This is a genomic window from Brachybacterium zhongshanense (assembly GCF_055385755.1).
The window spans coordinates 1,532,285-1,557,948 of record NZ_AP043790.1 but is presented as its reverse complement, the minus strand read 5'-3'; the positions used below and the strand labels follow the sequence as shown (position 1 = coordinate 1,557,948).

General features: G+C 70.8%; 26 protein-coding genes. 25 read left to right on the top strand and 1 reads right to left on the bottom strand.

Features of this window, described 5'->3' with window-relative positions:
• Nucleotides 1–76: 76 nt before the first annotated feature.
• Entirely contained in the window at nt 77–1,207 is a 1,131-nt protein-coding gene (ald, locus tag ACZ5AJ_RS07070) for an alanine dehydrogenase (RefSeq protein WP_464138333.1), read from the bottom strand.
• A 191-nt stretch (nt 1,208–1,398) separates the two neighbouring features.
• Here ald and ACZ5AJ_RS07065 point away from each other — a divergent pair, with 191 nt between their 5' ends.
• The 25 genes from ACZ5AJ_RS07065 to lgt all read left to right on the top strand — a co-directional run bounded on the left by ACZ5AJ_RS07065 (nt 1,399) and on the right by lgt (nt 25,584).
• Nucleotides 1,399–3,003, top strand: coding sequence for an ABC-F family ATP-binding cassette domain-containing protein (locus ACZ5AJ_RS07065; protein ID WP_464138331.1), 1,605 nt, complete (start codon nt 1,399–1,401; stop codon nt 3,001–3,003).
• Nucleotides 3,004–3,117: 114 nt separating this feature from the next.
• Entirely contained in the window at nt 3,118–3,729 is a 612-nt protein-coding gene (locus ACZ5AJ_RS07060) for a MarR family transcriptional regulator (protein ID WP_464138329.1), read from the top strand.
• 154 nt (nt 3,730–3,883) lie between these two features.
• Complete coding sequence (gene efp / locus ACZ5AJ_RS07055; protein ID WP_464138328.1) at nt 3,884–4,441, top strand: elongation factor P; 558 nt, start codon at nt 3,884–3,886, stop codon at nt 4,439–4,441.
• Between the two features lies 1 nt (nt 4,442).
• Nucleotides 4,443–4,979, top strand: coding sequence for a transcription antitermination factor NusB (gene nusB / locus ACZ5AJ_RS07050; RefSeq protein ID WP_464138325.1), 537 nt, complete (start codon nt 4,443–4,445; stop codon nt 4,977–4,979).
• A 185-nt stretch (nt 4,980–5,164) separates the two neighbouring features.
• A complete protein-coding gene (gene pyrR / locus ACZ5AJ_RS07045; protein WP_464138323.1) occupies nt 5,165–5,761 on the top strand; it encodes a bifunctional pyr operon transcriptional regulator/uracil phosphoribosyltransferase PyrR in 597 nt (198 codons plus the stop codon).
• Nucleotides 5,758–6,714 carry an aspartate carbamoyltransferase catalytic subunit gene (locus tag ACZ5AJ_RS07040; RefSeq protein WP_464138321.1) on the top strand — a complete coding sequence of 319 codons (957 nt, stop codon included), beginning with the start codon at nt 5,758–5,760 and terminating at the stop codon, nt 6,712–6,714. Before pyrR ends, ACZ5AJ_RS07040 begins: the two co-directional genes overlap by 4 nt.
• Nucleotides 6,711–8,039 carry a dihydroorotase gene (locus tag ACZ5AJ_RS07035; protein ID WP_464138319.1) on the top strand — a complete coding sequence of 443 codons (1,329 nt, stop codon included), beginning with the start codon at nt 6,711–6,713 and terminating at the stop codon, nt 8,037–8,039. Before ACZ5AJ_RS07040 ends, ACZ5AJ_RS07035 begins: the two co-directional genes overlap by 4 nt.
• On the top strand, nt 8,039–8,554 hold the full coding sequence (locus tag ACZ5AJ_RS07030) for a PH-like domain-containing protein (RefSeq protein ID WP_464138317.1): 516 nt from the start codon (nt 8,039–8,041) through the stop codon (nt 8,552–8,554). The genes ACZ5AJ_RS07035 and ACZ5AJ_RS07030 overlap by 1 nt, the downstream gene beginning before the upstream one ends.
• Complete coding sequence (gene carA / locus ACZ5AJ_RS07025; protein ID WP_464138315.1) at nt 8,551–9,732, top strand: glutamine-hydrolyzing carbamoyl-phosphate synthase small subunit; 1,182 nt, start codon at nt 8,551–8,553, stop codon at nt 9,730–9,732. The genes ACZ5AJ_RS07030 and carA overlap by 4 nt, the downstream gene beginning before the upstream one ends.
• Nucleotides 9,732–13,091 (top strand): carbamoyl-phosphate synthase large subunit, encoded by a 3,360-nt coding sequence (carB, locus tag ACZ5AJ_RS07020; RefSeq protein ID WP_464138313.1) that lies wholly within the window; start codon nt 9,732–9,734, stop codon nt 13,089–13,091. Before carA ends, carB begins: the two co-directional genes overlap by 1 nt.
• Nucleotides 13,088–13,933: an orotidine-5'-phosphate decarboxylase gene (gene pyrF, locus ACZ5AJ_RS07015; RefSeq protein WP_464138311.1), complete on the top strand. Its 846-nt coding sequence runs from the start codon at nt 13,088–13,090 to the stop codon at nt 13,931–13,933. Before carB ends, pyrF begins: the two co-directional genes overlap by 4 nt.
• 214 nt (nt 13,934–14,147) lie before the next feature.
• Nucleotides 14,148–14,474: an integration host factor, actinobacterial type gene (gene mihF, locus ACZ5AJ_RS07010; RefSeq protein WP_464138309.1), complete on the top strand. Its 327-nt coding sequence runs from the start codon at nt 14,148–14,150 to the stop codon at nt 14,472–14,474.
• Entirely contained in the window at nt 14,471–15,076 is a 606-nt protein-coding gene (gmk, locus tag ACZ5AJ_RS07005; protein WP_464138308.1) for a guanylate kinase, read from the top strand. The genes mihF and gmk overlap by 4 nt, the downstream gene beginning before the upstream one ends.
• Before the next feature lie 83 nt (nt 15,077–15,159).
• Nucleotides 15,160–15,522, top strand: a complete 363-nt coding sequence (rpoZ, locus tag ACZ5AJ_RS07000) for a DNA-directed RNA polymerase subunit omega (RefSeq protein ID WP_464138306.1) — start codon at nt 15,160–15,162, stop codon at nt 15,520–15,522.
• Nucleotides 15,523–15,550: 28 nt separating this feature from the next.
• A complete protein-coding gene (coaBC, locus tag ACZ5AJ_RS06995) occupies nt 15,551–16,825 on the top strand; it encodes a bifunctional phosphopantothenoylcysteine decarboxylase/phosphopantothenate--cysteine ligase CoaBC (RefSeq protein ID WP_464138305.1) in 1,275 nt (424 codons plus the stop codon).
• A complete protein-coding gene (gene metK / locus ACZ5AJ_RS06990; protein ID WP_464138304.1) occupies nt 16,822–18,030 on the top strand; it encodes a methionine adenosyltransferase in 1,209 nt (402 codons plus the stop codon). The genes coaBC and metK overlap by 4 nt, the downstream gene beginning before the upstream one ends.
• Nucleotides 18,027–18,404 (top strand): phosphoribosyl-AMP cyclohydrolase, encoded by a 378-nt coding sequence (gene hisI, locus ACZ5AJ_RS06985; RefSeq protein ID WP_464138302.1) that lies wholly within the window; start codon nt 18,027–18,029, stop codon nt 18,402–18,404. The genes metK and hisI overlap by 4 nt, the downstream gene beginning before the upstream one ends.
• Nucleotides 18,404–20,011, top strand: coding sequence for an anthranilate synthase component I (locus ACZ5AJ_RS06980; RefSeq protein ID WP_464138301.1), 1,608 nt, complete (start codon nt 18,404–18,406; stop codon nt 20,009–20,011). Before hisI ends, ACZ5AJ_RS06980 begins: the two co-directional genes overlap by 1 nt.
• Nucleotides 20,008–20,700, top strand: a complete 693-nt coding sequence (locus ACZ5AJ_RS06975) for a Trp biosynthesis-associated membrane protein (RefSeq protein ID WP_464138300.1) — start codon at nt 20,008–20,010, stop codon at nt 20,698–20,700. The genes ACZ5AJ_RS06980 and ACZ5AJ_RS06975 overlap by 4 nt, the downstream gene beginning before the upstream one ends.
• A 150-nt stretch (nt 20,701–20,850) precedes the next feature.
• The gene (locus ACZ5AJ_RS06970; protein WP_464138298.1) at nt 20,851–21,090 is read left to right on the top strand and encodes an HGxxPAAW family protein; all 240 of its coding nucleotides are present in this window, start codon (nt 20,851–20,853) and stop codon (nt 21,088–21,090) included.
• A 68-nt stretch (nt 21,091–21,158) separates the two neighbouring features.
• Nucleotides 21,159–21,554, top strand: coding sequence for a DUF2752 domain-containing protein (locus ACZ5AJ_RS06965; protein ID WP_464138295.1), 396 nt, complete (start codon nt 21,159–21,161; stop codon nt 21,552–21,554).
• A gap of 40 nt (nt 21,555–21,594) precedes the next feature.
• On the top strand, nt 21,595–22,425 hold the full coding sequence (gene trpC / locus ACZ5AJ_RS06960; protein WP_464138293.1) for an indole-3-glycerol phosphate synthase TrpC: 831 nt from the start codon (nt 21,595–21,597) through the stop codon (nt 22,423–22,425).
• 41 nt (nt 22,426–22,466) lie between these two features.
• Nucleotides 22,467–23,828: a tryptophan synthase subunit beta gene (gene trpB, locus ACZ5AJ_RS06955; RefSeq protein ID WP_464138708.1), complete on the top strand. Its 1,362-nt coding sequence runs from the start codon at nt 22,467–22,469 to the stop codon at nt 23,826–23,828.
• Nucleotides 23,825–24,649, top strand: coding sequence for a tryptophan synthase subunit alpha (gene trpA / locus ACZ5AJ_RS06950; RefSeq protein WP_464138291.1), 825 nt, complete (start codon nt 23,825–23,827; stop codon nt 24,647–24,649). The genes trpB and trpA overlap by 4 nt, the downstream gene beginning before the upstream one ends.
• A 5-nt stretch (nt 24,650–24,654) precedes the next feature.
• A complete protein-coding gene (gene lgt, locus ACZ5AJ_RS06945) occupies nt 24,655–25,584 on the top strand; it encodes a prolipoprotein diacylglyceryl transferase (RefSeq protein WP_464138290.1) in 930 nt (309 codons plus the stop codon).
• The last annotated feature ends 80 nt before the right edge of the window (nt 25,585–25,664 follow it).

Genomic DNA, 25,664 nt, shown 5'->3' with positions numbered 1-25,664 from the left:
TCCACGACACCCCTGACCGGCATCCGTGCCGGCCAGGGGTGTCGTGCTGATCGGGTCCGCCGAGGACGGCTCTCCCTCAGCGTCCCTCGCGGACTCCGAGCACCTCCTCGCGCGGCGCGGCGGTCATGCCATGGGCCTCGGCGACGCCCTCCTGGACGAGTGCGCCGGCGTGAGTGCTGAGCCCGGCTGCGAGGGCGGAATCCTCCTGCAGCGCGGCGCGCCAGCCGCGGTCCGCGACTCTCAGCACATAGGGGAGCGTCGCATTGGTCAGGGCCGTCGTGGCGGTGACCGGCACCGAGCCGGGCATGTTCGCCACGCAGTAGTAGACGGCGTCGTGCACGCGGAAGGTGGGGTCCGAGTGCGTCGTCGGGCGCGACCCCTCGAAGCAGCCTCCCTGGTCGATCGCGACGTCGACGAGCACGGCACCCGGCTTCATCGTCGCGACCATGTCGTCCGTGACCAGCTTGGGCGCGCGCCGTCCGGGGATCAGGACCGAGCCGATCACCACATCGGCCCGCGCGATCTGCTCGCGCAGGTCCCACGCCGTGGAGTAGCGGGTATGGATTCCTCCGTGATGCATCGCGGCGATCTCCGAGAGCCTGGTGAGGTTCACGTCCATCACGGTGACCTCGGCATGCAGGCCCAGCGCCATCATCGCCGCCTGCTCGCCGACGACGCCGCCGCCGATCACGAGCACGTCGGCCTCGTCTGTGCCCGGGACGCCGCCCATCAGCATCCCCGATCCGCCCAGCGGTGCCATCAGATGGTAGGCGGCGACCTGCGCGGCCAGGCGCCCCGCGATCGCGCTCATGGGTGCGAGCAGGGGCAGGGAGCGGTCCGGCAGCTGCACCGTCTCATAGGCGATCGCGGTGGTCCCGGAGCTGATCAGCGCCTTGGTCAGCTCGCGGTCTGCGGCGAGATGGAGATAGGTCATGAGCACCTGGCCCTCGCGCAGCAGATCGTGCTCTGCCGGCTGCGGCTCCTTGACCTTGACGATCATCTCCGATCTCTGCCACACCGCCTTTGCCGAGTCGAGCACGTGCGCACCGGCGCCCGAGTAGTCCTCGTCGGGTATCCGTGCACCCGCACCTGCTCCTGACTCGACGAGGACCTCGTGGCCGCGCGACACCAGCTCATGCACGCCGGCGGCGGTCAGGCCCACCCGGTACTCGCTGTCCTTGATCTCGCGGGGAACTCCGATGCGCATCTCTCTGTCCTCCGATCCTGTCGGGTCCGTCGACGCTGACGGCTCGGTGCCAGCATCGCACGGGCGGTCACGGTGTGGCGCTGGGCACCGGAGCCGATATCCGCACGACCTGATCGCAGGTGCGGACCTAGACTTCCAGGGGCCCTCGGGCCCGTCTTCCGCCCCTCTTCCGGATTAGGAGCACCACTTCCGTGATCACCGTGCGAGACCTCGCCATCCGTGTCGGAGCCCGACTCCTGATGAGCGAGGTCAGCTTCCAGGTCACGCCGGGCGACAGGGTCGGACTGGTGGGACGCAACGGCGCCGGCAAGACGACGCTGACCAAGGTGCTCTCCGGCACGCTGCCCGCCACGGAGGGGAGCGTCGAGGTGACCGGGGAGCTCGGCTACCTCCCCCAGGACACCCACAGCGGCGACGACTCCGAGACGGTGCTCTCCCGCATCCTCTCCGCCCGCGGCCTCGATGACGTGCTCGCCAGGCTGCGTCGCGCCGAGGAGGAGATGGGGGACATGAGCCTGTCGGAGAGCAAGCGCGAGAAGGCGATGAATCGCTACCCGCTGCTCGAGGCGGAGCTCGACGCCCGCGGCGGGTACGCCGCCGAGGCCGAGGCCAAGCGCATGGCGGCGAACCTGGGGCTGCCGAACCGTCTGCTCGAGCAGGAGCTGGGGACGCTCTCGGGCGGCCAGCGGCGACGGGTCGAGCTCTCCCGGATCCTGTTCTCGCAGGCCGAGACGATGATCCTCGACGAGCCCACCAACCATCTCGACGCCGATTCCGTGATCTGGCTGCGCGACTACCTCATGACCTATCGCGGTGCGCTCATCGTGATCAGCCACGACGTGCAGCTGGTGGAGCAGGTCGTCAACAAGGTCTTCTATCTCGATGCCAACCGCTGCGAGATCGATGTCTACAACATGGGCTGGAAGCAGTATCTGCGCCAGCGGGAGGACGATGAGAAGCGCAGGAGGCGTGAGCGGCAGAACGCCGAGAAGAAGGCCAGCGCGCTGACGGCCCAGGCGGAGAAGATGCGTGCAAAGGCGACCAAGGCTGTCGCCGCGCAGAACATGCTGCGACGCGCAGAGCGCATGCTCGACTCCACCGAGGGGGAGCGGCAGAAGGACAGGGTCGCGTCCCTGCGCTTCCCCAAGCCGGCCGCGTGCGGGAAGACGCCGCTCATGGCAGAGGACCTGTCGAAGTCCTACGGGAGCCTGGAGATCTTCACCGGCGTCGACCTGGCCATCGACCGCGGATCCCGGGTGGTCATCCTGGGGCTGAACGGTGCGGGCAAGACGACGCTGCTGCGCATCCTCGCCGGTGCCGACCAGCCGGACACCGGCGGCATCGTCCCCGGTCACGGTCTGCGCATCGGCTACTACGCCCAGGAGCACGAGACGCTCGACGGCGATCGCACCGTCCTGGAGAACATGATGAGCGCCGCCGTCGAGCTGCCCGAGGTCGAGGCCAGGAAGATCCTGGGCTCGTTCCTGTTCACCGGGGATGACGTCCACAAGCCGGCAGGGGTCCTCTCCGGTGGGGAGAAGACCCGTCTGGCGCTGGCCACCCTGGTGGTCTCGAGCGCCAACGTCCTGCTGCTTGACGAGCCCACCAACAATCTCGACCCGGCCAGCCGGGAGGAGATCCTCGGTGCGCTCGCAGCCTTCGAGGGTGCCGTCGTGCTCGTCTCCCACGACCCGGGTGCAGTCCGAGCACTGTCCCCGGAGCGAGTGCTGCTCATGCCTGATGCCGTCGAGGACCTGTGGAACTCGTCCTACGAGGAGCTCATCCAGCTCGCGTGAGCCCGGCGCGTCCTCGCGTGGTCCCAGCGTCGGCGCCCGAGCGCCGAGAGGCGACTGCAGGAGACGACAGGCGAATAGACCTGTTCGACAGATGACCGCTGATATCATCTGTCCATGTTCGTCCTGTCGTTCGCGCCGCACCGCAGCCGCCGAGGGGCGGACCCTCTCCCCGCACTGGTCGAGGCGCTCGCACCGTTCGAGCTGCGGCGTCCCCCGGAGCGGACGCTGGGCAGCGACGCCATCGCTCTCGCGGACCGCGCCGAGATCGCCATGGACGCCGTCCGCGCTGCGGCCGAGCTGGGCGGATGGTGCGTCGGGATCGGCGTCGGACCGCTCGACCAGCCGCTGCCCGAGGAGACCCGGGCCGTCGTCGGCGGGGGAGCACGGGCATCGGCCGCCGCTCTGCGGGAGGCGAGGGTCACGAGCCAGGTCCCGCTCTCGGTGCGGGCATCCGACGAGCGCCATTCCAGCACCGCCGCGGATGCCGAGGGCGTCCTGCGGCTGATCGGCTGGATGATCGCGACCCGGAATCGGGGCCAGTGGCGAGCGGTCCACGCTCTGCGCGATCACCCGGAGGCCACGCAGCAGGAGCTCGCCGAGCATCTCGGCATCACCCAGCAGACGGTGTCGCGAGCGATCAAGACCAGCGGCTGGCGCGAGGAGAGCGCCGCGGTCCCGCTCGTGGTGAGGCTGCTGTCCATGATCGACCTCACCTCCCGGCCGTGATCCGCGGCGCGGCTCGTGCCTGCAGCGGGGGAGGGGCCGCCGCGCGCGCTATCCTGGTCCGCGCGCCGTCTGCGTGCGGCGCATCATCTGCACAGCACACCGAGCACACCGCCCTGGGCCGTCCCATGCCCCGGCGGATACCCCGAGGAGACCCATGGCGACGACGAACGACCTCAAGAACGGCATGGTGCTGAAGATCGACGGCAACCTCTGGCAGGTCGTCGAGTTCCAGCACGTGAAGCCGGGCAAGGGCCCCGCCTTCGTGCGCACCAAGATCAAGAACGTCCTGTCGGGCAAGACGGTCGACAAGACCTTCAACGCCGGTGTCAAGGTCGAGACCGCCACGGTCGACAAGCGCGACATGCAGTACTCGTACCTCGACGGCGACCTGTTCGTCTTCATGGACACCTCCACCTGGGAGCAGACCAACGTCGCGGCGGACCTCGTCGGCGATGCGAAGGACTTCCTCCTGGAGGGCCAGGACGTCGTCGTCGCCTTCAACGAGGGCCAGGTCCTCTACGTCGAGCTGCCGGCGAGCGTCGTCCTGGAGATCTCCCATACCGAGCCCGGTCTGCAGGGCGACCGCTCGTCCGGTGGCACCAAGCCGGCGACCCTCGAGACGGGGCGCGAGATCCAGGTCCCGCTCTTCCTCGAGACCGGTACGAAGGTCAAGGTCGACACCCGGTCCGGCGACTACCTGGGTCGTGCCTGAGGTGACTGACGCTCCCGACCCCGAGGCGGCGCGCCCCGCCAGGGGACCCGGTCTGCCGATCCCCGGCCGCGAGGGCGAGGAGGTCGAGTTCGAGCGGACGGTTCCCGCTCGCACGGATCGCCTGCACTCGCGCACTCGCGAGCGGATCCGCGCCCTCGACGTCCTCTTCGAGGCCGACGCCCGGAGCCTGCCGGTGACCGAGGTGCTCGACGAGCGGATCGTGCGCACTGCGGCGCAGACCCCTCTGCCGATGAGGGCGCGTGAGCTGGTCGCCGTGTACGCCCCGCACGCGGAGGAGATCGACGAGCAGATCGAGACCCATTCGCGCGACTGGCCGCTGCACCGCATGCCCGCGGTGGACCGCGCGATCCTGCGCCTGGGCGCCGCTGAGGTGCTGTTCGACGCCGCGGAGTCCGAGCGCGGCGCGGTGATCGGCGAGTACACGAAGATCGCGGAGGCGCTGTCCACGGACGACTCGCCGCGCTTCGTCAACGGCCTGCTGCAGCGCCTGCTGGACCTGCGCGGCCTGCTCGGCTGACGCGCTCGGCGCGGCCTGGTGCGGCTCTGCGGCCGACGGGCCGCGGGGGTGCTCTTGCGCACTCCTGCGGTCCGAAGGGCGGGCGCGAGCCCGGACGCCCCCGTCGGCGGCTTACACTCGAGCGAGCCCGACCGGGCCGCAACCCTTTAACGACACGTCCTGTGAGGCGTGGAAGGGAGAGACAGATGAACGACTCCGAAGACCGCACGCGCATCCTCGGCGAGGACGAGATCCGCCGAGCGCTCGTGCGCATCGCGCACGAGATCCTCGAGAGCGGTCATGGTGCCGACGACCTCGTGCTGCTGGGCATCCCGCATCGAGGGGTGCCCCTCGCCCGTCGCCTGGCCGGCCACATCCTGGCCGCAGAGGGCCTCGAGCGGCCCATCGAGGACCTCGCAGGATCCCTCGACATCACGCTGTACCGGGACGACCTGCGACGGAACCCCACGCGCGAGCCGGGCCCGACCGCGATCCCGCGCGACGGCATCGACGGCCGCACCGTCGTCCTCGTCGATGACGTCCTGTTCTCCGGACGCACCGTCCGCGCCGCGCTCGACGCGCTCAGCGCGATCGGCCGCCCCTCCGCCGTGCGCCTGGCGGTGCTGGTGGACCGCGGGCATCGTGAGCTGCCGATCCGCGCCGACCACGTCGGCAAGAACCTCCCGACCTCCCGCGAGGAGCGGGTGCACGTGCGTCTGGTCGAGACCGACGGCGAGGACGCGGTGGACATCGTCCGGCCCATCCGTGACGGCGAGACCGGGCGGGAGGGTGCGGAGGCATGAGGCACTTCATCTCCATCGCAGACCTCTCGCGCGCCGAGGCGATCACCGTGCTCGCCACTGCCGAGCACATGGCGCAGACCCAGTCGCGCAGCATCCGCAAGCTGCCCACCCTGGTCGGTTCGACCGTGGTGAACCTCTTCTTCGAGGACTCCACCCGCACCCGCATCAGCTTCGAGGCCGCTGCCAAGCGACTCTCGGCCGACGTCATCAACTTCTCGGCCAAGGGATCGAGCGTCTCCAAGGGGGAGTCGCTCAAGGACACCGCGCTGACCCTCCAGGCCATGGGGGCGGATGCCGTCGTCGTCCGATCCTCCTCCTCGGGCGCCGCGCATCTGCTCGCGCATGCCGGATGGATCGACCAGCCGATCATCAACGCCGGAGACGGCGCCCACGAGCACCCCACCCAGGCGATGCTCGATGCCTTCACCCTGCGCCGTCACCTGCGCCCGCAGGATCCTGACGCCGGCCTGGACGGTCTGCACGTCGTGATCGTCGGGGACATCCTGCACTCCCGCGTCGCGCGCTCCAACGTGCTGCTGCTGACCCTGCTGGGTGCGAGGGTCACGCTCGTCGCACCGCCTGCGCTGGTCCCCGTCGGCGCCTCCGCCTGGCCCTGCGAGATCCTCTACGACCTCGACGTGGCGCTCGCCGCAGGACCCGATGCCGTGATGATGCTGCGCGTGCAGCGCGAGCGCATGACCGGAGGCGGCTTCTTCCCCACTGAGGGGGAGTACGCCCGACGCTACGGACTGACCTCGGCCCGGGCCGCCGCCCTGCCGGCGCACGCCATAGTCATGCATCCGGGACCGATGAACCGCGGATTCGAGATCGCGGGCGACGTCGCCGACTCCGAGCGCAGCGTGATCGTCGAGCAGGTCGCTTCCGGCGTGTTCGTGCGCATGGCCGTCCTGTATCACCTGCTCGCCACCGTTGACCGGGAGGATGCCCGATGACCAGCACAGAGAACGCATCAGTCGTCCAGGAGCCCGCCCTGCTCGTCCGGGGAGGGAGCCTCTACGGCGAGACCGTCCAGGACGTGCTGGTCCAGGACGGCGTCATCCGCCGGATCGGCGTCGGCCTCGATGCACCCGAGGGGGCGGAGATCATCGATGCCGAGGGATGCATCGTGCTGCCGGGGCTCGTGGACCTGCACACGCATCTGCGGGAGCCCGGCGGCGAGGAGGCCGAGACGGTCGACACCGGCACTCGGGCGGCGGCGCTCGGCGGCTTCACCGCCGTGCATGCGATGGCCAACACGACGCCGACGGCGGACACCGCCGGCGTGGTGGAGCAGGTCGCCCGCCGCGGCGAGGCCGCGGGCTGGTGCACCGTCCGTCCCGTCGGCGCGGTCACCGTGGGACTGGCGGGGGAGCGCCTGGCGGAGCTCGACGCCATGGCCAGCTCCCGCGCCCGGGTGCGGATGTTCAGCGACGACGGGAAGTGCGTCCACGATCCGGTTCTCATGCGCCGCGCGCTCGAGTACGTCAAGACCTTCGACGGCGTCATCGCGCAGCACGCTCAGGACCCGAAGCTCACCGAGGGCGCGCAGATGCACGAGGGCGTCGTCTCGGCGGAGCTGGGACTGGCGGGCTGGCCGGCCGTCGCCGAGGAGTCGATCATCGCGCGCGACGTGCTCCTGGCCCAGCATGTCGGCTCGCGCCTTCACGTCTGCCACCTGTCGACCGCCGGCAGCGTCGACATCGTGCGGTGGGCGAAGGAGCGGGGCATCGACGTGACGGCGGAGGTCACCCCTCACCATCTGCTGCTGACCGATGAGAACGTGCGCGGGTTCGACGCCCGCTACAAGGTCAACCCGCCCTTGCGCACGCAGGAGGATGTCGAGGCAGTCCGACGGGGACTGGCCGACGGCACGATCGACATCGTGGCCACCGATCACGCGCCGCACCCGCGCGACGCGAAGGATCGCGAGTGGGACCAGGCGGCCATGGGGATGACCGGCCTCGAGACCGCCCTGTCCACGGTGCAGGCGACCATGGTCGACACCGGCGCGATCACCTGGCGCGACGTCTCCCGCGTGATGTCCGAGGCCCCGGCCCGGATCGGCCGCGACGAGGATCAGGGCCGACCGCTCGCAGCCGGCGAGGTCGCGAACCTCCTGGTCTGGGATCCGCGCCCGGTGCGGACCGTCGACCCGGCGCGGCACGGGTCGCGCAGCCGCAACAGTCCCTTCGTCGGCAGGGAGCTGCCCGGAGCCAACCGCCTGACCGTCCACCGCGGGCGCGTCACGGTGCGCGACGGCGCACTGGCGGGGATCTGATGGACCAGCTCGCCCCCGTCCTGATCCTGATCGCGCTGTTCCTGATCGCACTCGTCCTGATGCGGTGGGGATGGACGGCGCGGGAACGCCGGCAGTCGGGACTGCCTGCTCCAGAGTCTCCGGTCCCCGCCGCGGTGTGGAGCGCCACGGACACGGCCGACGGCATCTACGTCAGCACGGTCCTGGCCGGGAGCCCGCTGGACCGCGTCGCCGCCCACGGTCTGGGGACCCGCGCGAGGGCCCGGATCGAGATCGGCCACGATGCCGCGGAGGACCGCGACGCCTGGGTCATCCGGCGTCAGGGCTCGCGGGACCTCCTGATCCCCTCCGCGGCGATCGAGGAGCTCGACTCCGCCCCCGGCATGGCCGGCAAATGGATCGGGGGCGACGGACTCCTGGTGATCCGCTGGCGGCTGGGGGACCAGCTGCTGGACACCGGTCTGCGCCTGGACCATCGCGCCGACCACGACAGACTTCTCAGCTCGACCACGCTGCCCCGGAAGGAGCACCCATGACCGCCACCACCACCCCGCGCCGCCGGCGCCAGGCGGACCCTGCACTGCTGGTCCTCGAGGACGGGACCGTCCTGCGAGGCGAGGCCTACGGTGCGCGCGGAGCACGCCTGGGCGAGGTCGTCTTCTCCACCGGCATGACCGGCTACCAGGAGACCCTCTCCGATCCCTCCTATGCGGGCCAGATCGTCGTCCAGACCGCCCCGCACATCGGCAACACCGGTGCGAACGCCCAGGACATGGAGTCCCGGCGGGTCTGGGTGCGCGGCTATGCCGTGCGCGAAGCCAGCCGCATCGCCTCCAACTGGCGCTCTGAGCAGAGCCTCGACGATCTGCTGAGCAGCGAGGATGTCGTGGGCATCTCCGGCATCGACACCAGGATGCTCACCCGGATCCTCCGTGAGCAGGGCTCGCTGCGGGGAGGCATCTTCTCCGGCGACGCCCTGAGCCAGGGACAGGACGCGCTGCTCGCCGAGGTGCGCGAGCAGCCCGCCATGAGCGGGTCCAGCTTCGTCGACGAGGTCACCCTCGCCCAGCCCGTCGTCCTCGAACCGGAGGGCGAGGCGATCGGCACCGTCGCGGCCGTCGATCTCGGAATCAAGGGCGCCACGCCCCGCCACCTGCTCGCCCGCGGGATGCGCGTGCATCTGCTGCCGGCGACGACGACCCTCGAGGAGCTCCTGGCCATCTCGCCCGATGCGGTGTTCTTCTCCAACGGGCCCGGTGATCCCGCGACCGCCACCGCGCAGGTGGAGCTGCTGCGCGGCGTTCTCGACGCCGGGGTCCCGTTCTTCGGGATCTGCTTCGGCAACCAGCTGCTGGGGCGTGCGCTCGGCTTCGACACGTACAAGCTGAAGTACGGTCACCGCGGGATCAACCAGCCCGTCCTGGACAAGGAGACCGGCAAGGTCGAGATCACCGCGCACAACCACGGCTTCGCCGTCGACGTGCCGATCGAGGGGGAGCACATGGCCCCCCATGACGGCGGACGCTACGGCCGTGCGGTCGTCTCCCACGTCGGCCTGAACGACGATGTGGTCGAGGGCATCCGCTGCCTGGACCTGCCCGCCTTCTCCGTCCAGTACCACCCCGAGGCCGCGGGCGGACCGCACGACGCCTCGTACCTCTTCGACCGTCTGGCTGAGCTCGTCCGCGAGCGCGCCGTCTCCAAGGAGTCCTGATGCCCCGTCGCTCCGACATCTCCTCCGTCCTCGTCATCGGGTCCGGACCGATCGTCATCGGCCAGGCCGCCGAGTTCGACTACTCCGGCACACAGGCTTGCCGCGTGCTGCGCGAGGAGGGCCTGCGCGTCATCCTGGTCAACTCCAATCCGGCGACCATCATGACCGACCCGGACATCGCCGACGCCACCTACGTCGAGCCGATCGATCCCGACGTCATCCGGTCGATCATCGCCGCCGAGCGCCCCGACGCGATCCTTCCGACGCTCGGCGGCCAGACCGCTCTGAACGCCGCCGTAGCCCTCTCTGAGAACGGGACGCTCGAGGAGTTCGGCGTCGAGATGATCGGCGCCAGCCTCGACGCCATCCAGAAGGCGGAGGACCGCCAGCTGTTCAAGGAGGTCGTCGACCGCGTCGGCGGCGAGTCAGCGCGCTCGGTCATCTGCCACTCGATGGACGAGCTGCTGGCCGCCGCAGACGAGCTCGGCTACCCGATGGTGGTCCGTCCCAGCTTCACCATGGGCGGGCTCGGATCGGGCATGGCGTACGACGAGGCGGACCTGCGCCGCATCGGCGGTGACGGCCTGCACTACTCTCCGACGACCGAGGTGCTCCTCGAGGAGTCCATCCTCGGCTGGAAGGAGTACGAGCTGGAGCTCATGCGCGACCGCAGCGACAACTGCGTCGTCGTCTGCTCGATCGAGAACGTCGACCCCGTCGGCGTGCACACCGGCGACTCCGTCACGGTCGCGCCCGCGCTGACCCTGACCGACGTCGAGCTGCAGCACCTGCGCGATCTCGGCATCGGCATCATCCGCGAGGTCGGTGTCGACACGGGCGGCTGCAATGTGCAGTTCGCGGTCCACCCCGAGACCGGCCGGGTCGTGGTCATCGAGATGAACCCTCGGGTGTCCCGCTCCTCGGCGCTCGCCTCCAAGGCCACCGGCTTCCCCATCGCGAAGATCGCCGCGCGCCTGGCGATCGGCTACACCCTCGACGAGATCCGCAACGACATCACGGGCACCACGCCGGCGAGCTTCGAGCCCACGCTCGACTACATCGTCGTGAAGGTGCCCCGCTTCGCCTTCGAGAAGTTCCCGGCGGCGGATCCGACCCTGACCACGACGATGAAGAGCGTCGGCGAGGCGATGGCGATGGGTCGCAGCTTCACCGAGGCGCTCGGGAAGGCCCAGCGCTCCCTCGACGTCAAGGGCGCCGTGCCCTCCTACGCGGGCGAGCCGCCGACGCCGTCCGAGGTCTCCGAGCTGATCGACGCCTCCCGCGTTCCCACCGACACCCGTCTGGTCGCCATCTCCCGCGTCCTGTGGGCGGCGGCCGAGGGGGTCGTCGATCCCGCGGAGACGATCGAGCGCCTCTACGAGGCGACCGCGATCGACCGCTGGTTCCTCGACCAGCTGCTGCTGGTCGCCGAGGTCGCGGCCGACGTGCGCGGGGCCGACGTCCTGGACGCCGAGCTGCTGCGCGACGCCAAGCGCCACGGACTGTCCGACGACCAGATCGGTGCACTCCGCGGCCAGCATGGCGACGTCGTCAAGGGCGTGCGCGAGGCCCTCGGGATCAACCCCGTCTACAAGACGGTCGACACCTGCGCCGCGGAGTTCGCCTCGCGCACCCCGTACCACTACTCCACCTACGACCAGGAGACGGAGGTCGAGCCGCGAGAGCGTCCGGCGATCCTGATCCTGGGCTCGGGTCCGAACCGCATCGGCCAGGGCATCGAGTTCGACTACTCCTGCGTGCACGCCGCTCTCGCCCTGGGCGATCGCTCGCTGCCGGACGGCGGCTACGAGACCATCATGGTCAACTGCAACCCGGAGACGGTCTCGACGGACTACGACATCGCCGACCGCCTCTACTTCGAGCCCCTCACCTTCGAGGACGTCGTCGAGGTGTACGAGGCCGAGAAGGCCGTCGGACCCGTCGCCGGTGTGATCGTGCAGCTGGGCGGGCAGACCCCGCTCTCGCTCGCCCGTCGGCTCGAGGCGGAGGGTCTGCCGATCATCGGCACCAGCCCCGCAGCCATCGACCTCGCCGAGGACCGCGGTCACTTCGGCGCCGTCCTCGCCGATGCCGAGCTGCCCGCCCCGCCCTACGGGACCGCCTGGGGTCTGAACGACGCCCTGGAGGTCGCGCGGGAGGTGGGCTATCCGGTTCTCGTGCGACCCAGCTACGTGCTCGGCGGGCGAGGCATGGAGATCGTCTACGACGAGGCGCAGCTGGTCGACTACGTCGGCCGGAACCTGCCGGAGGGCGGCCGCGCCGAGGCACCGATCCTCATCGACCGGTTCCTGGACACCGCGACCGAGATCGACATCGATGCCCTGTACGACGGCGAGGAGCTCTACGTCGGGGGCATCATGGAGCACATCGAGGAGGCGGGCATCCACTCCGGCGACTCGGCCTGCACCCTGCCTCCGGTGACGCTGGGCGACACGGTGCTGGAGCGCATCCGCGAGTCCACCCGGCTGATCGCCGAGGGCGTGGGAGTGCGCGGGCTGCTCAACGTGCAGTACGCGCTGTCGCAGGACATCCTCTACGTCCTCGAGGCCAACCCGCGGGCCTCCCGCACCGTGCCCTTCGTCTCGAAGGCCACCGGAGTGCACCTGGCCCGTGCGGCCTCCCTCGTCATGGCCGGCGCCTCGATCGCGGACCTGCGCCGCGACGGCGTGCTGCCGGCGGAGGGGGACGGCACCCGGCTCCCCGACGACGCGCCGATCTCCGTCAAGGAGGCAGTGCTGCCCTTCAAGAGGTTCCGCACGGCCGACGGACGGGCGGTCGACTCCCTTCTCGGTCCCGAGATGCGTTCGACCGGTGAGGTGATGGGCCTGGACGCGACCTTCCCGCTGGCCTTCGCGAAGTCGCAGCTCGCGATCTCCGGCCAGGGCCTGCCCACCTCGGGCAGCGTCTTCGTGTCGGTCGCCGACGGCGACAAGCGGAGCCTGGTGCTGCCGGTCGCGCGCCTGGCGGCCCTCGGGTTCGAGATCCTGACGACGACCGGGACCGGCCGTGTGCTGCGCCGCTCCGGGATCCCCTGCACCGTGCTCCGCAAGGCCTCGGAGTCCGGCGAGGGCCAGTCGGTGATCGACCTGATCGAGCAGGGCGCCATCTCGCTCGTGCTCAACACGCCCTCGGGCTCCGACGCACGAGCTGACGGCTACGCCATCCGAGCGTCAGCGACCAGCATGGACGTTCCGATGATCACCACCGTCCAGGAGTTCCAGGCCGCCGTCCAGGCGATCGAGGCGCTCCCGGTGGAGCCCTTCGACGTCATCAGCCTCCAGGACCATACCCGGCGCCTCGCTGAGGGGCGCGCCGCACGAGCGGGGGTGATCGCATGAGCGCCATGGCGCAGACGTTCGGCTCCCGCCTGCAGCGCTCCGTCGCCGACCACGGCCCGGTCATCGCGGGCATCGACCCCCACGCGGCGCTGCTCGAGGCATGGGGCCTGCCGGACACCCCGGAGGGCCTGCGAGTGTTCTCGCGCACCTCGCTCGAGGCGGTCCACGGACAGGTCGCGGCGATCAAGCCGCAGTCGGCGTTCTTCGAGCGCCACGGCTCCGCGGGCGTGGCGGTGCTCGAGGAGCTCCTCGCCGATGCGCGCGACCGCGGGGTGCTGAGCATCCTCGACGTCAAGCGCGGCGACATCGGCTCCACGATGGGTGCCTACGCCCAGGCCCATCTGCGCGTCGGCGCGCCCCTCGAGGCCGATGCCATCACCGTCAGCCCGTACCTCGGCTCGGGTTCCCTGGAGCCCGCTGTCGAGCTGGCGCAGGAGAATGCGAAGGGCCTGTTCCTGCTCGCGCTCACCTCCAACCCGAGCGGTTCCGAGGTCCAGCACGCCCAGGGCGCCGACGGCGTTCCTGTCGCGCTGGGCGTGGCGCGACACGCCGAGGAGATCGGCGGAGGCGATGAGACCACCTGGGGGAGTGTCGGCCTGGTCGTCGGGGCCACCGTCGGTCGAGCCTACGAGGAGCTCGGCCTCAGGGAGGCCGCGCCGAGCGCACCGCTCCTGGCTCCCGGATTCGGAGCGCAGGGTGCGGGACCGTTCCAGCTGTCGGAGGTGTTCGGTGACAATGCAGGTCACGTGCTGGTTTCGCTGTCCCGAGGACTCTTGTCCGCAGGGCCTGGCATCCCCTCGCTGACCGCCCGAGCACGGGAGCTGCGCGAGCTCTACTCCTGAGTGATCCGCACCGCGTCCCGACGGGAGCGGAGGCTCCGGATCGGGCTGCCGGAGCCACGGTCCGCAGCGCCGCCCGCGGGTGTCGAAACGCACCGGACCAGGGGCTGCGCGTGTCTTTAGTGTGCTCTGCCACGGTCTTGGGGTTACGCTCTACGCACACGCGGGGCCTGCCGGTCCGCGCACTCCACCAGCGACAGAACAAGAGGTAAGAACAGTGGCTCTCCCTCCCCTCACCCCCGAGCAGCGGGCCGAGGCCCTGAAGAAGGCCGCCGAGGCCCGTCGTGAGCGCGCGGCGATCAAGGCGCGCCTCAAGGACAGCGCCGGACGTCGCGGCGAGGAGATCAAGAAGGTCCTCGACGAGGCCGAGTCCAACGAGGTCATCGGCCGCCTCCGCGTCGCCGCCCTGCTGGAGGCCCTTCCGGGCGTCGGCAAGGTCAAGGCGCAGCAGATCATGGAGGAGATCGGCATCTCCCCCTCGCGCAAGATCCGCGGTCTGGGCTCGCACCAGGCCGAGAAGCTCGTCGCGCACTTCTCCGAGTGACCGCACGCACCGCTCCTGACGGGGCCGGCACCCCCGGGGTGCCGGCCCCTGTCACGGTCCTCGCGGGCCCCACGGCCGTCGGCAAGGGAACGGTCTCGGCTGCGATCAGGGCCCGCTATCCGCAGATCTGGCTGTCGGTCTCCGCCACCACGCGCAGCGCGCGCCCTGGCGAGATCGACGGGGTGCACTATCGCTTCGTGGATGACGACGAGTTCACCCGCCTGGTAGAGGCCGACCAGATGCTCGAGTGGGCTGTCGTGCACGGCCGCAACCGCTACGGCACTCCGCGCGGGCCTGTCCAGGAGGCCGTCGCCGCAGGGAGGCCCGTCCTCCTCGAGATCGATCTCGCCGGAGCGCGGCAGGTGCGGCGCACCATGCCCGAGGCACGATTCGTCTTCCTCGCCCCGCCGGACTGGGACACGCTCGTGGAGCGGCTCGTCGGCCGGGGCACAGAGGACGCCGAGGAGCGCGAGCGTCGGCTGGAGACGGCTCGGCGCGAGCTCGCCGCCGAAGGCGAGTTCGATGTCACCATTGTCAACGACCAGGTGGATCGCGCCACCGATGAGCTCGCCGCGCTGATGGGCGTGCGCGACCTCACCTGACCCGCGGCGCCGGATCCTCGCCCTGCTCAGCCGGAGGGCGTATCCTGAACCGTCGCACGCCCACTTTCGATGAAGGGACTTCCGTGGCCGGAACCGTCGCTCAGCCCGAAGGCATCACGAACCCGCCGATCGACCGTCTCCTGGAGACCGTCGACTCCAAGTACGCCCTGGTGCTGTACTCGTCCCAGCGGGCTCGTCAGATCAACGCCTACTACTCGCAGCTCTCCGAAGGGCTGCTGGAGTTCGTCGGCCCGCTGGTCGACGTCGAGAACCAGGAGAAGCCCCTGTCGATCGCGCTGCGCGAGATCGACGAAGGGCTCCTGACCGTCCGTGAGGTCGACGAGGAGGAGTTCGCCGCGGCGAACGAGCCCGATCCCGATGCTCCGGCGCCCCTGAAGCTCGGCGACGACGCCCCCGAGGTGCCGCTGACCGACTTCTCCTTCTGATCACTCCGCTCCCCGACGCGGAAGAACCATGAGGAGCGTGCAGCGCACCCTGTCCGGAGCCCGCGTCGTGGTGGGGATCGGCGGCGGCATCGCCGCCTACAAGGCCGCGCACCTCGTGCGCGGCCTTGTCGGTGAGGGCGCGGACGTCCAGGTCCTTCCCACTCGCTCCTCCCTCGAGTTCGTGGGAGCCGCGACCTGGGAGGCCCTCAGCCATCACCCGGTGCGGATGAGCGTGTTCGAGGACGTCGACGAGGTCGCGCATGTGCGCATCGGCCAGGAGGCCGACCTCGTCGTCATCGCCCCGGCGACTGCGGATCTGCTGGCGCGGATGCGCGTCGGCCGCGCCGACGACCTGCTGACCGCCACCCTGCTGGTGGCCCGGTGCCCGGTGGTCGTCGCCCCGGCGATGCACACCGAGATGTGGGAGCATCCGGCGACGCGCGAGAACGTCGCGATCCTGCGGGAGCGCGGGATCATCGTGCTCGAGCCCGCCGTCGGCCGCCTCACCGGCCCGGATTCCGGGCCGGGGCGGCTTCCCGAGCCCGATGCCCTGCTGGACGCCGCGCGCTCCGCGATCAGCGCGCCCCGATCCGAGGACGGCGGTGCTGCGCAGGATCTGTGCGGCCGTCGTCTGCTGATCACGGCGGGCGGGACCCGGGAGGAGCTCGACCCGGTGCGCTTCCTCGCCAACCACTCCTCGGGGCGTCAGGGCTGGGCGCTCGCGCATGCCGCCCTCGTCCGAGGCGCCGAGGTGCGCCTGCTCGCGGCCAACGTCGAGCTGGACACCCCTCCGGGGGCGGAGCGTGTCGATGCGGGCAGCGCCGCTGAGCTGGCCCGGGCCGTCGAGGACGGCCTGGGGGAGTGCGACGCGCTGGTGATGGCCGCCGCCGTGGCGGACTTCACGGCCGCCGATCGGTCGGGGGCCAAGATCAAGAAGAGCGAGGACTCCGAGGACTCGGTCCCGACGCTCGCTCTGCGCCGCACGCGCGACATCCTGCGTCACAGCGTGACCGCCCGGGCGGAGTCCGATGTCCCCGCGATCGTCGGCTTCGCCGCCGAGACCGGCGGCGACGGTCACAGCGCTCTCGACCTCGCTCGGGAGAAGGCTCGCCGCAAGGGCGCGGACCTGCTCGTCTTCAACGACGTCGGGGGTGGAGTCTTCGGCTCAGCGGACAACTCCGTGCGGATCCTCGACTCCTCCGGCGAGGACGTCGCCGAAGCCGAGGGCAGCAAGGCGGCCGTCGCCCATGCAGTGCTCGATGCGCTCGTCGCCAGGCTGGCCACAGTACCCTGGGACGCATGACGTCCAGCGACCTGCGCACCTTCACCTCGGAGTCCGTGACCGAGGGCCACCCCGACAAGATCTGCGACCAGATCTCCGATGCGATCCTCGATGACCTCCTGGGGCAGGACACCTCGGCCCGCGTCGCCGTCGAGACGATGGTGACCACGGGGCTCGTGCACGTGGCCGGAGAGGTCCGCACGGAGGGCTACAGCGACGTCGCGCGGATCGTGCGCGACGTGATCCGCGAGATCGGCTATGACTCCTCGGAGAAGGGCTTCGACGCTGACTCGTGCGGCATCGAGGTGTCGATCGGCTCGCAGAGTCCAGACATCGCCGCTGGTGTGGACGAGTCCTGGGAGCACCGCGACGGCGGCTCGATCGAGTCGCTCGCCGGCCTGGGCGCAGGAGACCAGGGGCTCATGTTCGGCTATGCCTGCTCGGACACCCCGGAGCTGATGCCCCTGCCGGTCCACGCCGCGCACCGCCTCTCGGAGAACCTCTCCGCGGCCCGTCGTGACGGGGTCCTGCCGTACCTGCGCCCCGACGGCAAGACGCAGGTGTCCATCGGGTACGACGACGACGGCGTCGCTCGGACCGTCGAGGCGGTCGTCGTCTCCAGCCAGCACGACGACGACGTCGACGTCGACAGCCAGCTGCGCCCGGGAATCCGGCAGGTCGTCGTGGCGCCGGTCCTGGAGGAGCTCGCCGGCATCGGCCTGGACGTCTCCGACGTCACCTTCCACATCAACCCCTCCGGTCGCTTCGTGATCGGCGGGCCCAAGGGGGACGCCGGTCTGACCGGCCGCAAGATCATCGTCGACACCTACGGCGGGATGGCCCGGCACGGCGGCGGCGCGTTCAGCGGCAAGGACCCCAGCAAGGTCGACCGCTCGGCCGCGTATGCGATGCGCTGGGTCGCCAAGACCGTGGTCGCTGCCGGTCTCGCCGAGCGCTGCGAGGTGCAGGTCGCGTACGCCATCGGCGTGGCCGCACCCGTAGGACTGTACGTGGAGACCTTCGGCACCGGGCGCGTCCCGGACCGCCAGATCGCCCGCGCGATCGAGAAGACCTTCGATCTGCGGCCCGCCGCGATCATCGAGGAGCTGGACCTGCTGCGTCCGATCTACGCAAGGACGGCGGTCCACGGGCACTTCGGACGGGAGCTGCCGGAGTTCACCTGGGAGCGCACCGACCGTGCCGAGGATCTGGGGCGCGCCCTGTGAGCGGGTCCCCCTCGCTTCCGCCCGAGATCGCCGCGCGCCTCAAGCGCGACGAGCACGGTCTGATCGCGGCCGTCATCCAGGAGGAGAGCACCCGCGAGGTGCTCATGCTCGCCTGGATGGACGAGGAGGCGCTGCGCCGCACCCTCACCACCGGTCGGGTGACCTTCTGGTCCCGGTCGCGGAAGGAGTACTGGCGCAAGGGCGACACCTCCGGGCACGTGCAGTGGGTCCGCTCGGTCGCCCTGGACTGCGACGGCGACGCGCTGCTGGTCCAGGTGGACCAGATCGGTGCGGCTTGCCACCGCGGCACCCATACCTGCTTCGACGGCGGCGACCTCGGTGCGACCGCCCTGGACGTCACGGAACGAGGATGATGAGCAGCGATCCCCTGAAGGACGGGCCGATGCCCGATGACGCCGCCGAGGACGCCTATCCGGAGCTCGTCGGCGGCATCGAAGGCGACGCGCTGGGCGTGGTCCAGCCCGACCTCGAGACCTTCCGTGCGCTCGCCGCGCGGCAGCGGGTGGTCCCTGTGACCGTCCGCCTCCTCGCGGACGAGGACACGCCCGTGTCGCTCTACCGTCGGCTGACCGACGGACAGGACCCTCGCGGAACGTTCCTGCTCGAGTCAGCGGGCGAGGGAGAGGACTCCCGGTGGTCGATCATCGGCACGCGGGCCCGCGCCGTGCTCACCGAGCGCGAAGGGCGCGCGCACTGGATCGGCGACGTGCCCACCGGTGTTCCGGTGGACGGATCCCCTGTCGAGGCCCTGCGCGCGGTGACAGACGCATTCCGCGCGGCGCGGCTGCCGCATCTTCCGCCCTTCACCGGAGGGATGGTCGGCTTCATCTCGTACGATGCCGTGCGCCACTGGGAGAAGCTGCCCGACGCACCACCGGACGAGATCGGCATCCCCGACCTCTCGATGCTCCTCGCCCAGGACGTCGTCGTGCATGACGCCCACGACGGAACAGTGCTCCTGGTCGCCAACGCCCTGAACCTCAACGCCACGTCGGAGGGCGTGGACGCGGCGCACCGGGACGCCCTCGAGCGCCTCGAGGCGATGCGGGAACGCCTGCGCGAGCCGCTTCGCAGCTCCGCGATGGTGTACGAGACGATCCGCGAGGTCGAGCCCAAGTCCCGCACCTCGCAGCTCGAGTACGAGTCATCGGTCCGTGAAGCGGTCGAGGACATCGTCGACGGCGAGATCTTCCAGGTCGTCCCGTCGCAGCGGTTCTCGCTGCCGACGGCTGCGGACCCGCTGGACGTGTACCGCGTCCTGCGTCGCATGAACCCGAGTCCATACATGTACCTGGTGCGCACGGTCGACGCCGACGGGGCGCCGATCGATGTGGTCGGGGCGAGCCCCGAATCCCTCGTCACGGTGCGCGGGCGCACGGCGACCACCCATCCGATCGCAGGCTCCCGGCCTCGAGGGGAGACGCCCGAGGAGGACCAGGCCCTCGCGGAGGAGCTCCTGGCGGACCCCAAGGAGCGGTCGGAGCACCTCATGCTCGTCGATCTCGCGCGCAACGACCTGCAGCGATTCTGCGATCCGGGGACAGTGGTCGTGCGGGACCTGATGCACATCGAGCGGTTCTCCCACATCCAGCACATCGTCTCGACGGTGACCGGGCGCATCCGGGACGACGCGATCGCCTACGACGCCCTGCGCGCGACGTTCCCCGCCGGCACCCTCTCCGGAGCTCCCAAGCCGTCGGCGATGTCCATCATCGACCGACTCGAACCGGTGCGACGCGGCGTCTACGGCGGGACGGTGGGATACATCGACTTCGCCGGCGACATGGACATGGCGATCGCCATCCGCACCGCCGTCCTCAAGGATGCGACGGCTCATGTCCAGGCCGGAGGCGGAGTGGTCGCCGACTCCGATCCGACGATGGAGCATCGCGAGTCCCAGTCCAAGGCCGCCGCCGCGCTGCGGGCGGTCGCCTCCGCCGACACCCTGCGCCGAGCATGAGCACGACGGCGGACGGGTCCGGAGACCGGGCGGCGGAGGAGGCACGCACCGCAGGACGGCACCGCGGCCCCGGGCGTCGGGTCGTGGTGCTGGCGGGCCTCGCTGCCGGCGGTGCGCTCGCCGGCACCTCGCGCTCGACATGGCTCCAGGCGACGGGATCAGACCTCACGGGATCCTCGCAGTCCATCGCCATCGGGGGAGGGGACGCGGCTCCGGCGGTCCTCGCCCTCGCCCTCGTCGCGGTGGCCGCCGCGGCGGCCACGTCCCTGTCCTCGCACTGGGTGCGCTTCGTCACCGGCCCTGTTCTCGTGCTCGCCGGCATCGGCGCGATCGCCTCCATCCTCTCGGTGGTCGAGGATCCGGCGTCCGCAGCTGTCTCCGGGGTCTCCGAGGCGACGGGAGTGGTCGGCGGCGACATCGGCGCCTCGATCACGCCGTGGCCGTGGATCGCACTGGTCCCGGCGCTGCTGGTGATCGTGGTCGGCGCTGCGGCCCTCGTGCTCGGCGGGCGCTGGCCGCGGGGGAGCCGCTATCGCAGCCCGGCAGTGCGCGTCGCCGCCGATCCGGAGCAGGATCCCGCGGCCGCGTGGGATGCGCTCACCCGCGGTGAGGACCCGACCGACCCGGAGCCCGAGGACCCCGCGGACTCCGCAGGGGACGCGGATCCTGGCGTGAGCGGCCGGGACTGAGGATCCGGCGGACCGGCGACCGCAGGCCGGCGGGGATGAGTCCCGTCACCTCCGGGTGCCGAGCACGGCGCGGCGGGGACGTTCGGTGCCCGGAGCGTTGTGACGACGTGGCAGAATAACCCCGACCGAGTCCCGAGCTGGAGAAGGACGATGAACAAGACCTACACCGTGCCCCCGCCCCCGCCCCACAACGAGGGCAAGACCGTCGCCGCGTGGACCCTGAGCTTCGGCGTCGTCCTGGGCTCGATCGTGGTCGCCTTCGGCATGGTGCTGGGCCAGACCGTCGTCATCGGCGTGGGTGCCGCCGTGATCCTGCTCGGCATCATCCTCGGCATCGTCCTCTCGGTTGCCGGGCTCGGCAAGAAGCGCAGCAGGGCCACCGCCTCGTGACCTCTGCGGTGCGCCCTCCGCACGGCGGGGCCCGCGAAGGGTCCCGTCGCGGAGGAGCTCACCGCGCTGTGCTGCCTCTCGGTCTGCTGGCCGGAGGCGGTGCCCTGGCGCTCGGCGTGCAGAAGGTGTTCGACCCCTTCCGTCAGGACATCCCGCTCTGCCCCGTCTACCACCTCACCGGCCTGTACTGCCCGGGGTGCGGTGCGACGCGCGCTGTCCACGCCGCCATCGACGGCGACCTGCTGCTCGCCGCTCAGAACAATGTCCTCATCGTGGTCGCCCTGCCGCTCGTCTCGCTGGGTCTCGTATGGTGGGCAGTGCGACGGGTGCAGGGGCGCACGACCGACCTGATGCCTTCGCGGGCGGCGGTCCTCGTGCTCGTCGCGCTGGTCGTGGTGTTCGGCGCTCTGCGCAACCTCCCGGCCTTCTGGTTCATCGCCCCTACGTCCCTCGTGGGCGCCTGACCGGCCGCAAGCCGCTCGGGCCCCGCCGCAGGAGCCGCTCGTGACCCTCACCGGAACCGTCCTCGACGACATCATCGTCGGCGTGCGGGAGGACCTCGCCTCCCGTCGAGCCGCCGTGCCCGCATCCGCCGTGCGGGAGGCGGCGGCAGATGCCGCACCGGCGCGGGACGCCCATGCCGCTCTGGTGGGGGACGGTGCCACGATGGGCCTGATCGCTGAGGTCAAGCGTGCGAGCCCCTCCAAGGGTGATCTGGCGTCGATCCCGGAGCCCGCGTCCTTGGCGGGCATCTACGCCGACAGCGGAGCGAGCGCGATCAGCGTCCTCACCGAGCAGCGCCGCTTCCGCGGCACCCTGGCAGATCTCGATGCGGTGCGCGCCCAGGTCGACGTGCCGGTCCTGCGCAAGGACTTCGTCGTCGATCCCTACCAGGTCGATGAGGCTCGCGCCCATGGTGCGGATCTGGTCCTGCTGATCGTGGCCGCTCTCGAGGACTCCCAGCTCGCCGAGCTGCACGAGCAGATCCTCTCTCTGGGCATGCAGGCGCTCGTGGAGACGCACACCGCCGAGGAGCTCGAGCGGGCTCTCGCGCTGCGCGCGGACATCATCGGCGTCAACGCCCGCAACCTCAAGACCCTGGACGTGGACCTCTCCCGCGCGGCTGAGCTGCTGGGCGCGATCCCTGCCGGCCCGCTGGCGATCGGGGAGTCCGCCGTCGCCTCCGTCGCCGATGTCGAGGCCTATGCCCGTGCGGGCGCCGATGCCGTGCTGGTCGGCGAGGCGCTCGTGACCTCCGGCGACCCGGCCGTGGCCGTCGCCGACTACCGCGCTGTCGCCCGACGCGGCCGGCCCTCCGAAGGAGCATCCCTGTGACGAACGACGCGACGACCCCTTCGACCTCGACCGACCTGCCGGTGCTGCCTGATCTCAGCCGTCCCCTCGGCGCCCTGCGCGCCGAGGCGGGCCCGTACTTCGGAGGCTTCGGCGGCAGGTTCCTGCCCGAGGCCCTGGTGCCGGCCCTCGACGAGCTCACCGAGGTGTACGAGAAGGCGATCGTGGATCCGGAGTTCCTCGCGGAGCTGCGACGGCTCGCCGCGGACTACACCGGCCGTCCCTCGCTGCTGAGCGAGGCACCGCGCTTCTCGAAGCTCGCCGGGGGCGCCCGGATCCTGCTCAAGCGCGAGGACCTCAACCACACCGGCAGCCACAAGATCAACAACGTGCTCGGACAGGCCCTGCTGACCGTCCGCATGGGCAAGAAGCGGCTGATCGCCGAGACCGGGGCCGGCCAGCACGGCGTGGCCACCGCGACGGCGGCCGCGCTGTTCGGCCTCGAGTGCACCATCTACATGGGCGAGGAGGACACGGAGCGTCAGGCGCTCAACGTCGCCCGGATGCGTCTGCTGGGAGCCGATGTGGTGGCGGTGAAGCAGGGGTCGCGGACGCTCAAGGACGCGATCAACGAAGCCTTCCGTGACTGGGTCGCCAACGTGGAGACCACGCACTACCTGCTCGGGACGGTGGCCGGACCCCACCCGTTCCCGGTCATGGTGCGCGACTTCCATCGCATCATCGGTGAAGAGGCCCGTGCACAGGTCCTCGATCGCACAGGTGGGCTGCCGGATGCGGTGGTGGCCTGCGTCGGCGGAGGGTCCAATGCGATGGGCATCTTCCACGCCTTCCTCGACGACACGGATCCGCTGGTGCGGCTGGTCGGGTGCGAGGCCGGGGGAGACGGCATCGCCTCGGGTCGTCACAGCGCCACCATCGGCGGAGGCACGCCGGGGGTCCTGCATGGGGCGCGCAGCTTCATCATGCAGGACGAGGACGGCCAGACGATCCCCTCCCACTCGATCTCCGCAGGGCTGGACTATCCGAGCGTCGGACCGGAGCACGCCTGGCTGGCCTCGATCGGCCGCGCCGAGTATCGTGCCATCGACGACGGCCCCGCGATGGAGGCCTTCGCCCTGCTGTCGATGACCGAAGGCATCATGCCGGCCATCGAGTCCGCCCACGCGCTGGCCGGAGCCCTGGAGCTCGGGCGCGAGCTGGGCGAGGGCGCCGTGATCGTCGTGAGCCTCTCCGGCCGCGGCGACAAGGACGTCGACACCGCCTCCCGCTGGTTCGGTCTGCTCGATGACGAGACCGGCGAGGAGAGCACCGCCGTCGAGACAGAGGCCGACGGCGGGAGCGCCGGGCGAGTCGCCCCTCGCGCTGACCTCGCCGCCCTGCGGGCGCTCGCCCGCACCACCGCCGATCAGGAGGCCCAGCGATGACCGCGACCGACATCGCGCGCATGCGCGCTGGTGACGCGCTCGACGTCGCCCGTGCCGAGGGCCGCTCCGCGCTGATCGGATACCTGCCCGTCGGCTTCCCCGACCTGCAGGGGTCGATCGACGCCGCGTCCGTGCTGATCGACCACGGCGCCGACATGATCGAGCTCGGCCTTCCCTACTCGGACCCCGTCATGGACGGACCCGTCATCCAACGCGCCGCGAGCGCGGCCCTGGCCGGCGGCGTGCGCACCCGGGACGTCATCACCGCCGTCGAGGCGCTGTCCGGCCGCGGAGCGGCGATCCTCGTCATGTCGTACTGGAACCCGATCCTCTCCTACGGTCCCGACGCCTTCGCCCGGGACCTCGCCTCCGCAGGAGGGGCGGGCGTCATCACGCCCGACCTCATCCCCGACGAGGGGGAGGAGTGGATCCGCGCGAGCGAGGAGCATGGCGTCGACAGGATCTTCCTCGTCGCCCCGAGCTCGCCGCGCGAGCGGCTCGAGCACGTCGTCTCCCACACCCGCGGGTTCGTGTACGCCGCGAGCACCATGGGAGTGACCGGAACCCGCGCGAGCGTCTCCAGCGCCACCGAGGGTCTGGTCGCGCGCACCCGTGAGGCGGGAGCGCAGAACGTCTGCGTCGGGCTCGGCGTCTCCACCGGTGCCCAGGCTGCCGAGGTCGGGGCGTACGCCGACGGAGTCATCGTCGGCTCCGCCTTCGTGCGCACGCTCCTGGACTCCGACCGGGGGGACCACACTGCGCTGGCGCGCGTCGCCGACGACCTGCGCTCCGGCGTGGAGCGCTCCCGGAGCGGAGTCTGAGCGCCATGATCCCCAGCCCCGCCTACTCCTCGGTCTCGTTCGGACCGCTCACGGTGCACTTCTATGCGATCTGCATCCTGATCGGCATGGGCGTGGCCCTGAAGTGGGCGACTTCGCGCTGGACAGCTCGGGGAGGCGACGCCGACGACCTCTTCGACATCGGCTTCGTCGCGATCATCGCCGGCATCGTCGGCGCACGGATCTGGCATGTGCTGACCTCTCCCGAGCCGTTCTTCGGCGAAGGCGGCAACCCCGTCGCCATGCTGTACATCTGGCAGGGCGGACTCGCGATCTACGGCGGCGTCGCCGGCGGTGCCCTGGCCGTCCTGATCATGTCGCGGATCAAGAAGGTCTCCTTCGCCGCTCTCGCCGACACCATCGCCCCGACCCTTCTGGTCGCCCAGGCCATCGGACGTTTCGGCAACTGGTTCAACCAGGAGCTGTACGGACCTGAGCTCGATGCATGGTGGGCCTGGGACATCACCTGCGTGACCAACGGGGAGAGGATCTCCGGCTGCGTCCCGGGCACCTACCATCCGACGTTCCTGTACGAGCAGATCTGGAACCTGCTGGGAGTCGTGGCGCTGCTCCTGATCAGCCGACGCCTCCGGCTCGGCGGCGGTCGCGTCTTCTGGCTCTACGTCGCCATCTACTCCACCGGCAGGGCGATGGTCGACGCGATCCGCACCGAGCCCGTCCTGATGATCGGGCCGCTGCGCATCCATACCGTGGTCGCCCTGGCGATGGCGCTGGTCGCCATCGCCATGCTGATCCATCTGACCCTGCGCCGCCGTCGCCGCGGCGGAGAGGCCGTCGCGGCGGACGGCTCGTTCGAGCTGCCCGCCCAGACCGAGGGCAACGGCCCTGACGAGGACGAGGTCGAGAAGTCGGGCACCCCGCCCTCCCAGGACGACGCACCCCCTGCCGGCGGCTGAGCCCGGCGCCCTTCCGCGACGCACGACGTCGCAGGACGGCGACCGAGGCCGGTCCCCGGATCCTCGTCGAACCCGAAGAG

Coding starts and splice junctions, on each gene's coding strand:
- ald (WP_464138333.1), bottom strand. CDS start 1,207: ATGCGCATCGGAGTTCCCCGCGAGATCAAGGACAGCGAGTACCGGGTG.
- ACZ5AJ_RS07060 (WP_464138329.1), top strand. CDS start 3,118: ATGTTCGTCCTGTCGTTCGCGCCGCACCGCAGCCGCCGAGGGGCGGAC.
- efp (WP_464138328.1), top strand. CDS start 3,884: ATGGCGACGACGAACGACCTCAAGAACGGCATGGTGCTGAAGATCGAC.
- pyrR (WP_464138323.1), top strand. CDS start 5,165: ATGAACGACTCCGAAGACCGCACGCGCATCCTCGGCGAGGACGAGATC.
- ACZ5AJ_RS07040 (WP_464138321.1), top strand. CDS start 5,758: ATGAGGCACTTCATCTCCATCGCAGACCTCTCGCGCGCCGAGGCGATC.
- ACZ5AJ_RS07035 (WP_464138319.1), top strand. CDS start 6,711: ATGACCAGCACAGAGAACGCATCAGTCGTCCAGGAGCCCGCCCTGCTC.
- ACZ5AJ_RS07030 (WP_464138317.1), top strand. CDS start 8,039: ATGGACCAGCTCGCCCCCGTCCTGATCCTGATCGCGCTGTTCCTGATC.
- carA (WP_464138315.1), top strand. CDS start 8,551: ATGACCGCCACCACCACCCCGCGCCGCCGGCGCCAGGCGGACCCTGCA.
- carB (WP_464138313.1), top strand. CDS start 9,732: ATGCCCCGTCGCTCCGACATCTCCTCCGTCCTCGTCATCGGGTCCGGA.
- pyrF (WP_464138311.1), top strand. CDS start 13,088: ATGAGCGCCATGGCGCAGACGTTCGGCTCCCGCCTGCAGCGCTCCGTC.
- coaBC (WP_464138305.1), top strand. CDS start 15,551: ATGAGGAGCGTGCAGCGCACCCTGTCCGGAGCCCGCGTCGTGGTGGGG.
- metK (WP_464138304.1), top strand. CDS start 16,822: ATGACGTCCAGCGACCTGCGCACCTTCACCTCGGAGTCCGTGACCGAG.
- ACZ5AJ_RS06980 (WP_464138301.1), top strand. CDS start 18,404: ATGAGCAGCGATCCCCTGAAGGACGGGCCGATGCCCGATGACGCCGCC.
- ACZ5AJ_RS06975 (WP_464138300.1), top strand. CDS start 20,008: ATGAGCACGACGGCGGACGGGTCCGGAGACCGGGCGGCGGAGGAGGCA.
- ACZ5AJ_RS06970 (WP_464138298.1), top strand. CDS start 20,851: ATGAACAAGACCTACACCGTGCCCCCGCCCCCGCCCCACAACGAGGGC.
- trpA (WP_464138291.1), top strand. CDS start 23,825: ATGACCGCGACCGACATCGCGCGCATGCGCGCTGGTGACGCGCTCGAC.
- lgt (WP_464138290.1), top strand. CDS start 24,655: ATGATCCCCAGCCCCGCCTACTCCTCGGTCTCGTTCGGACCGCTCACG.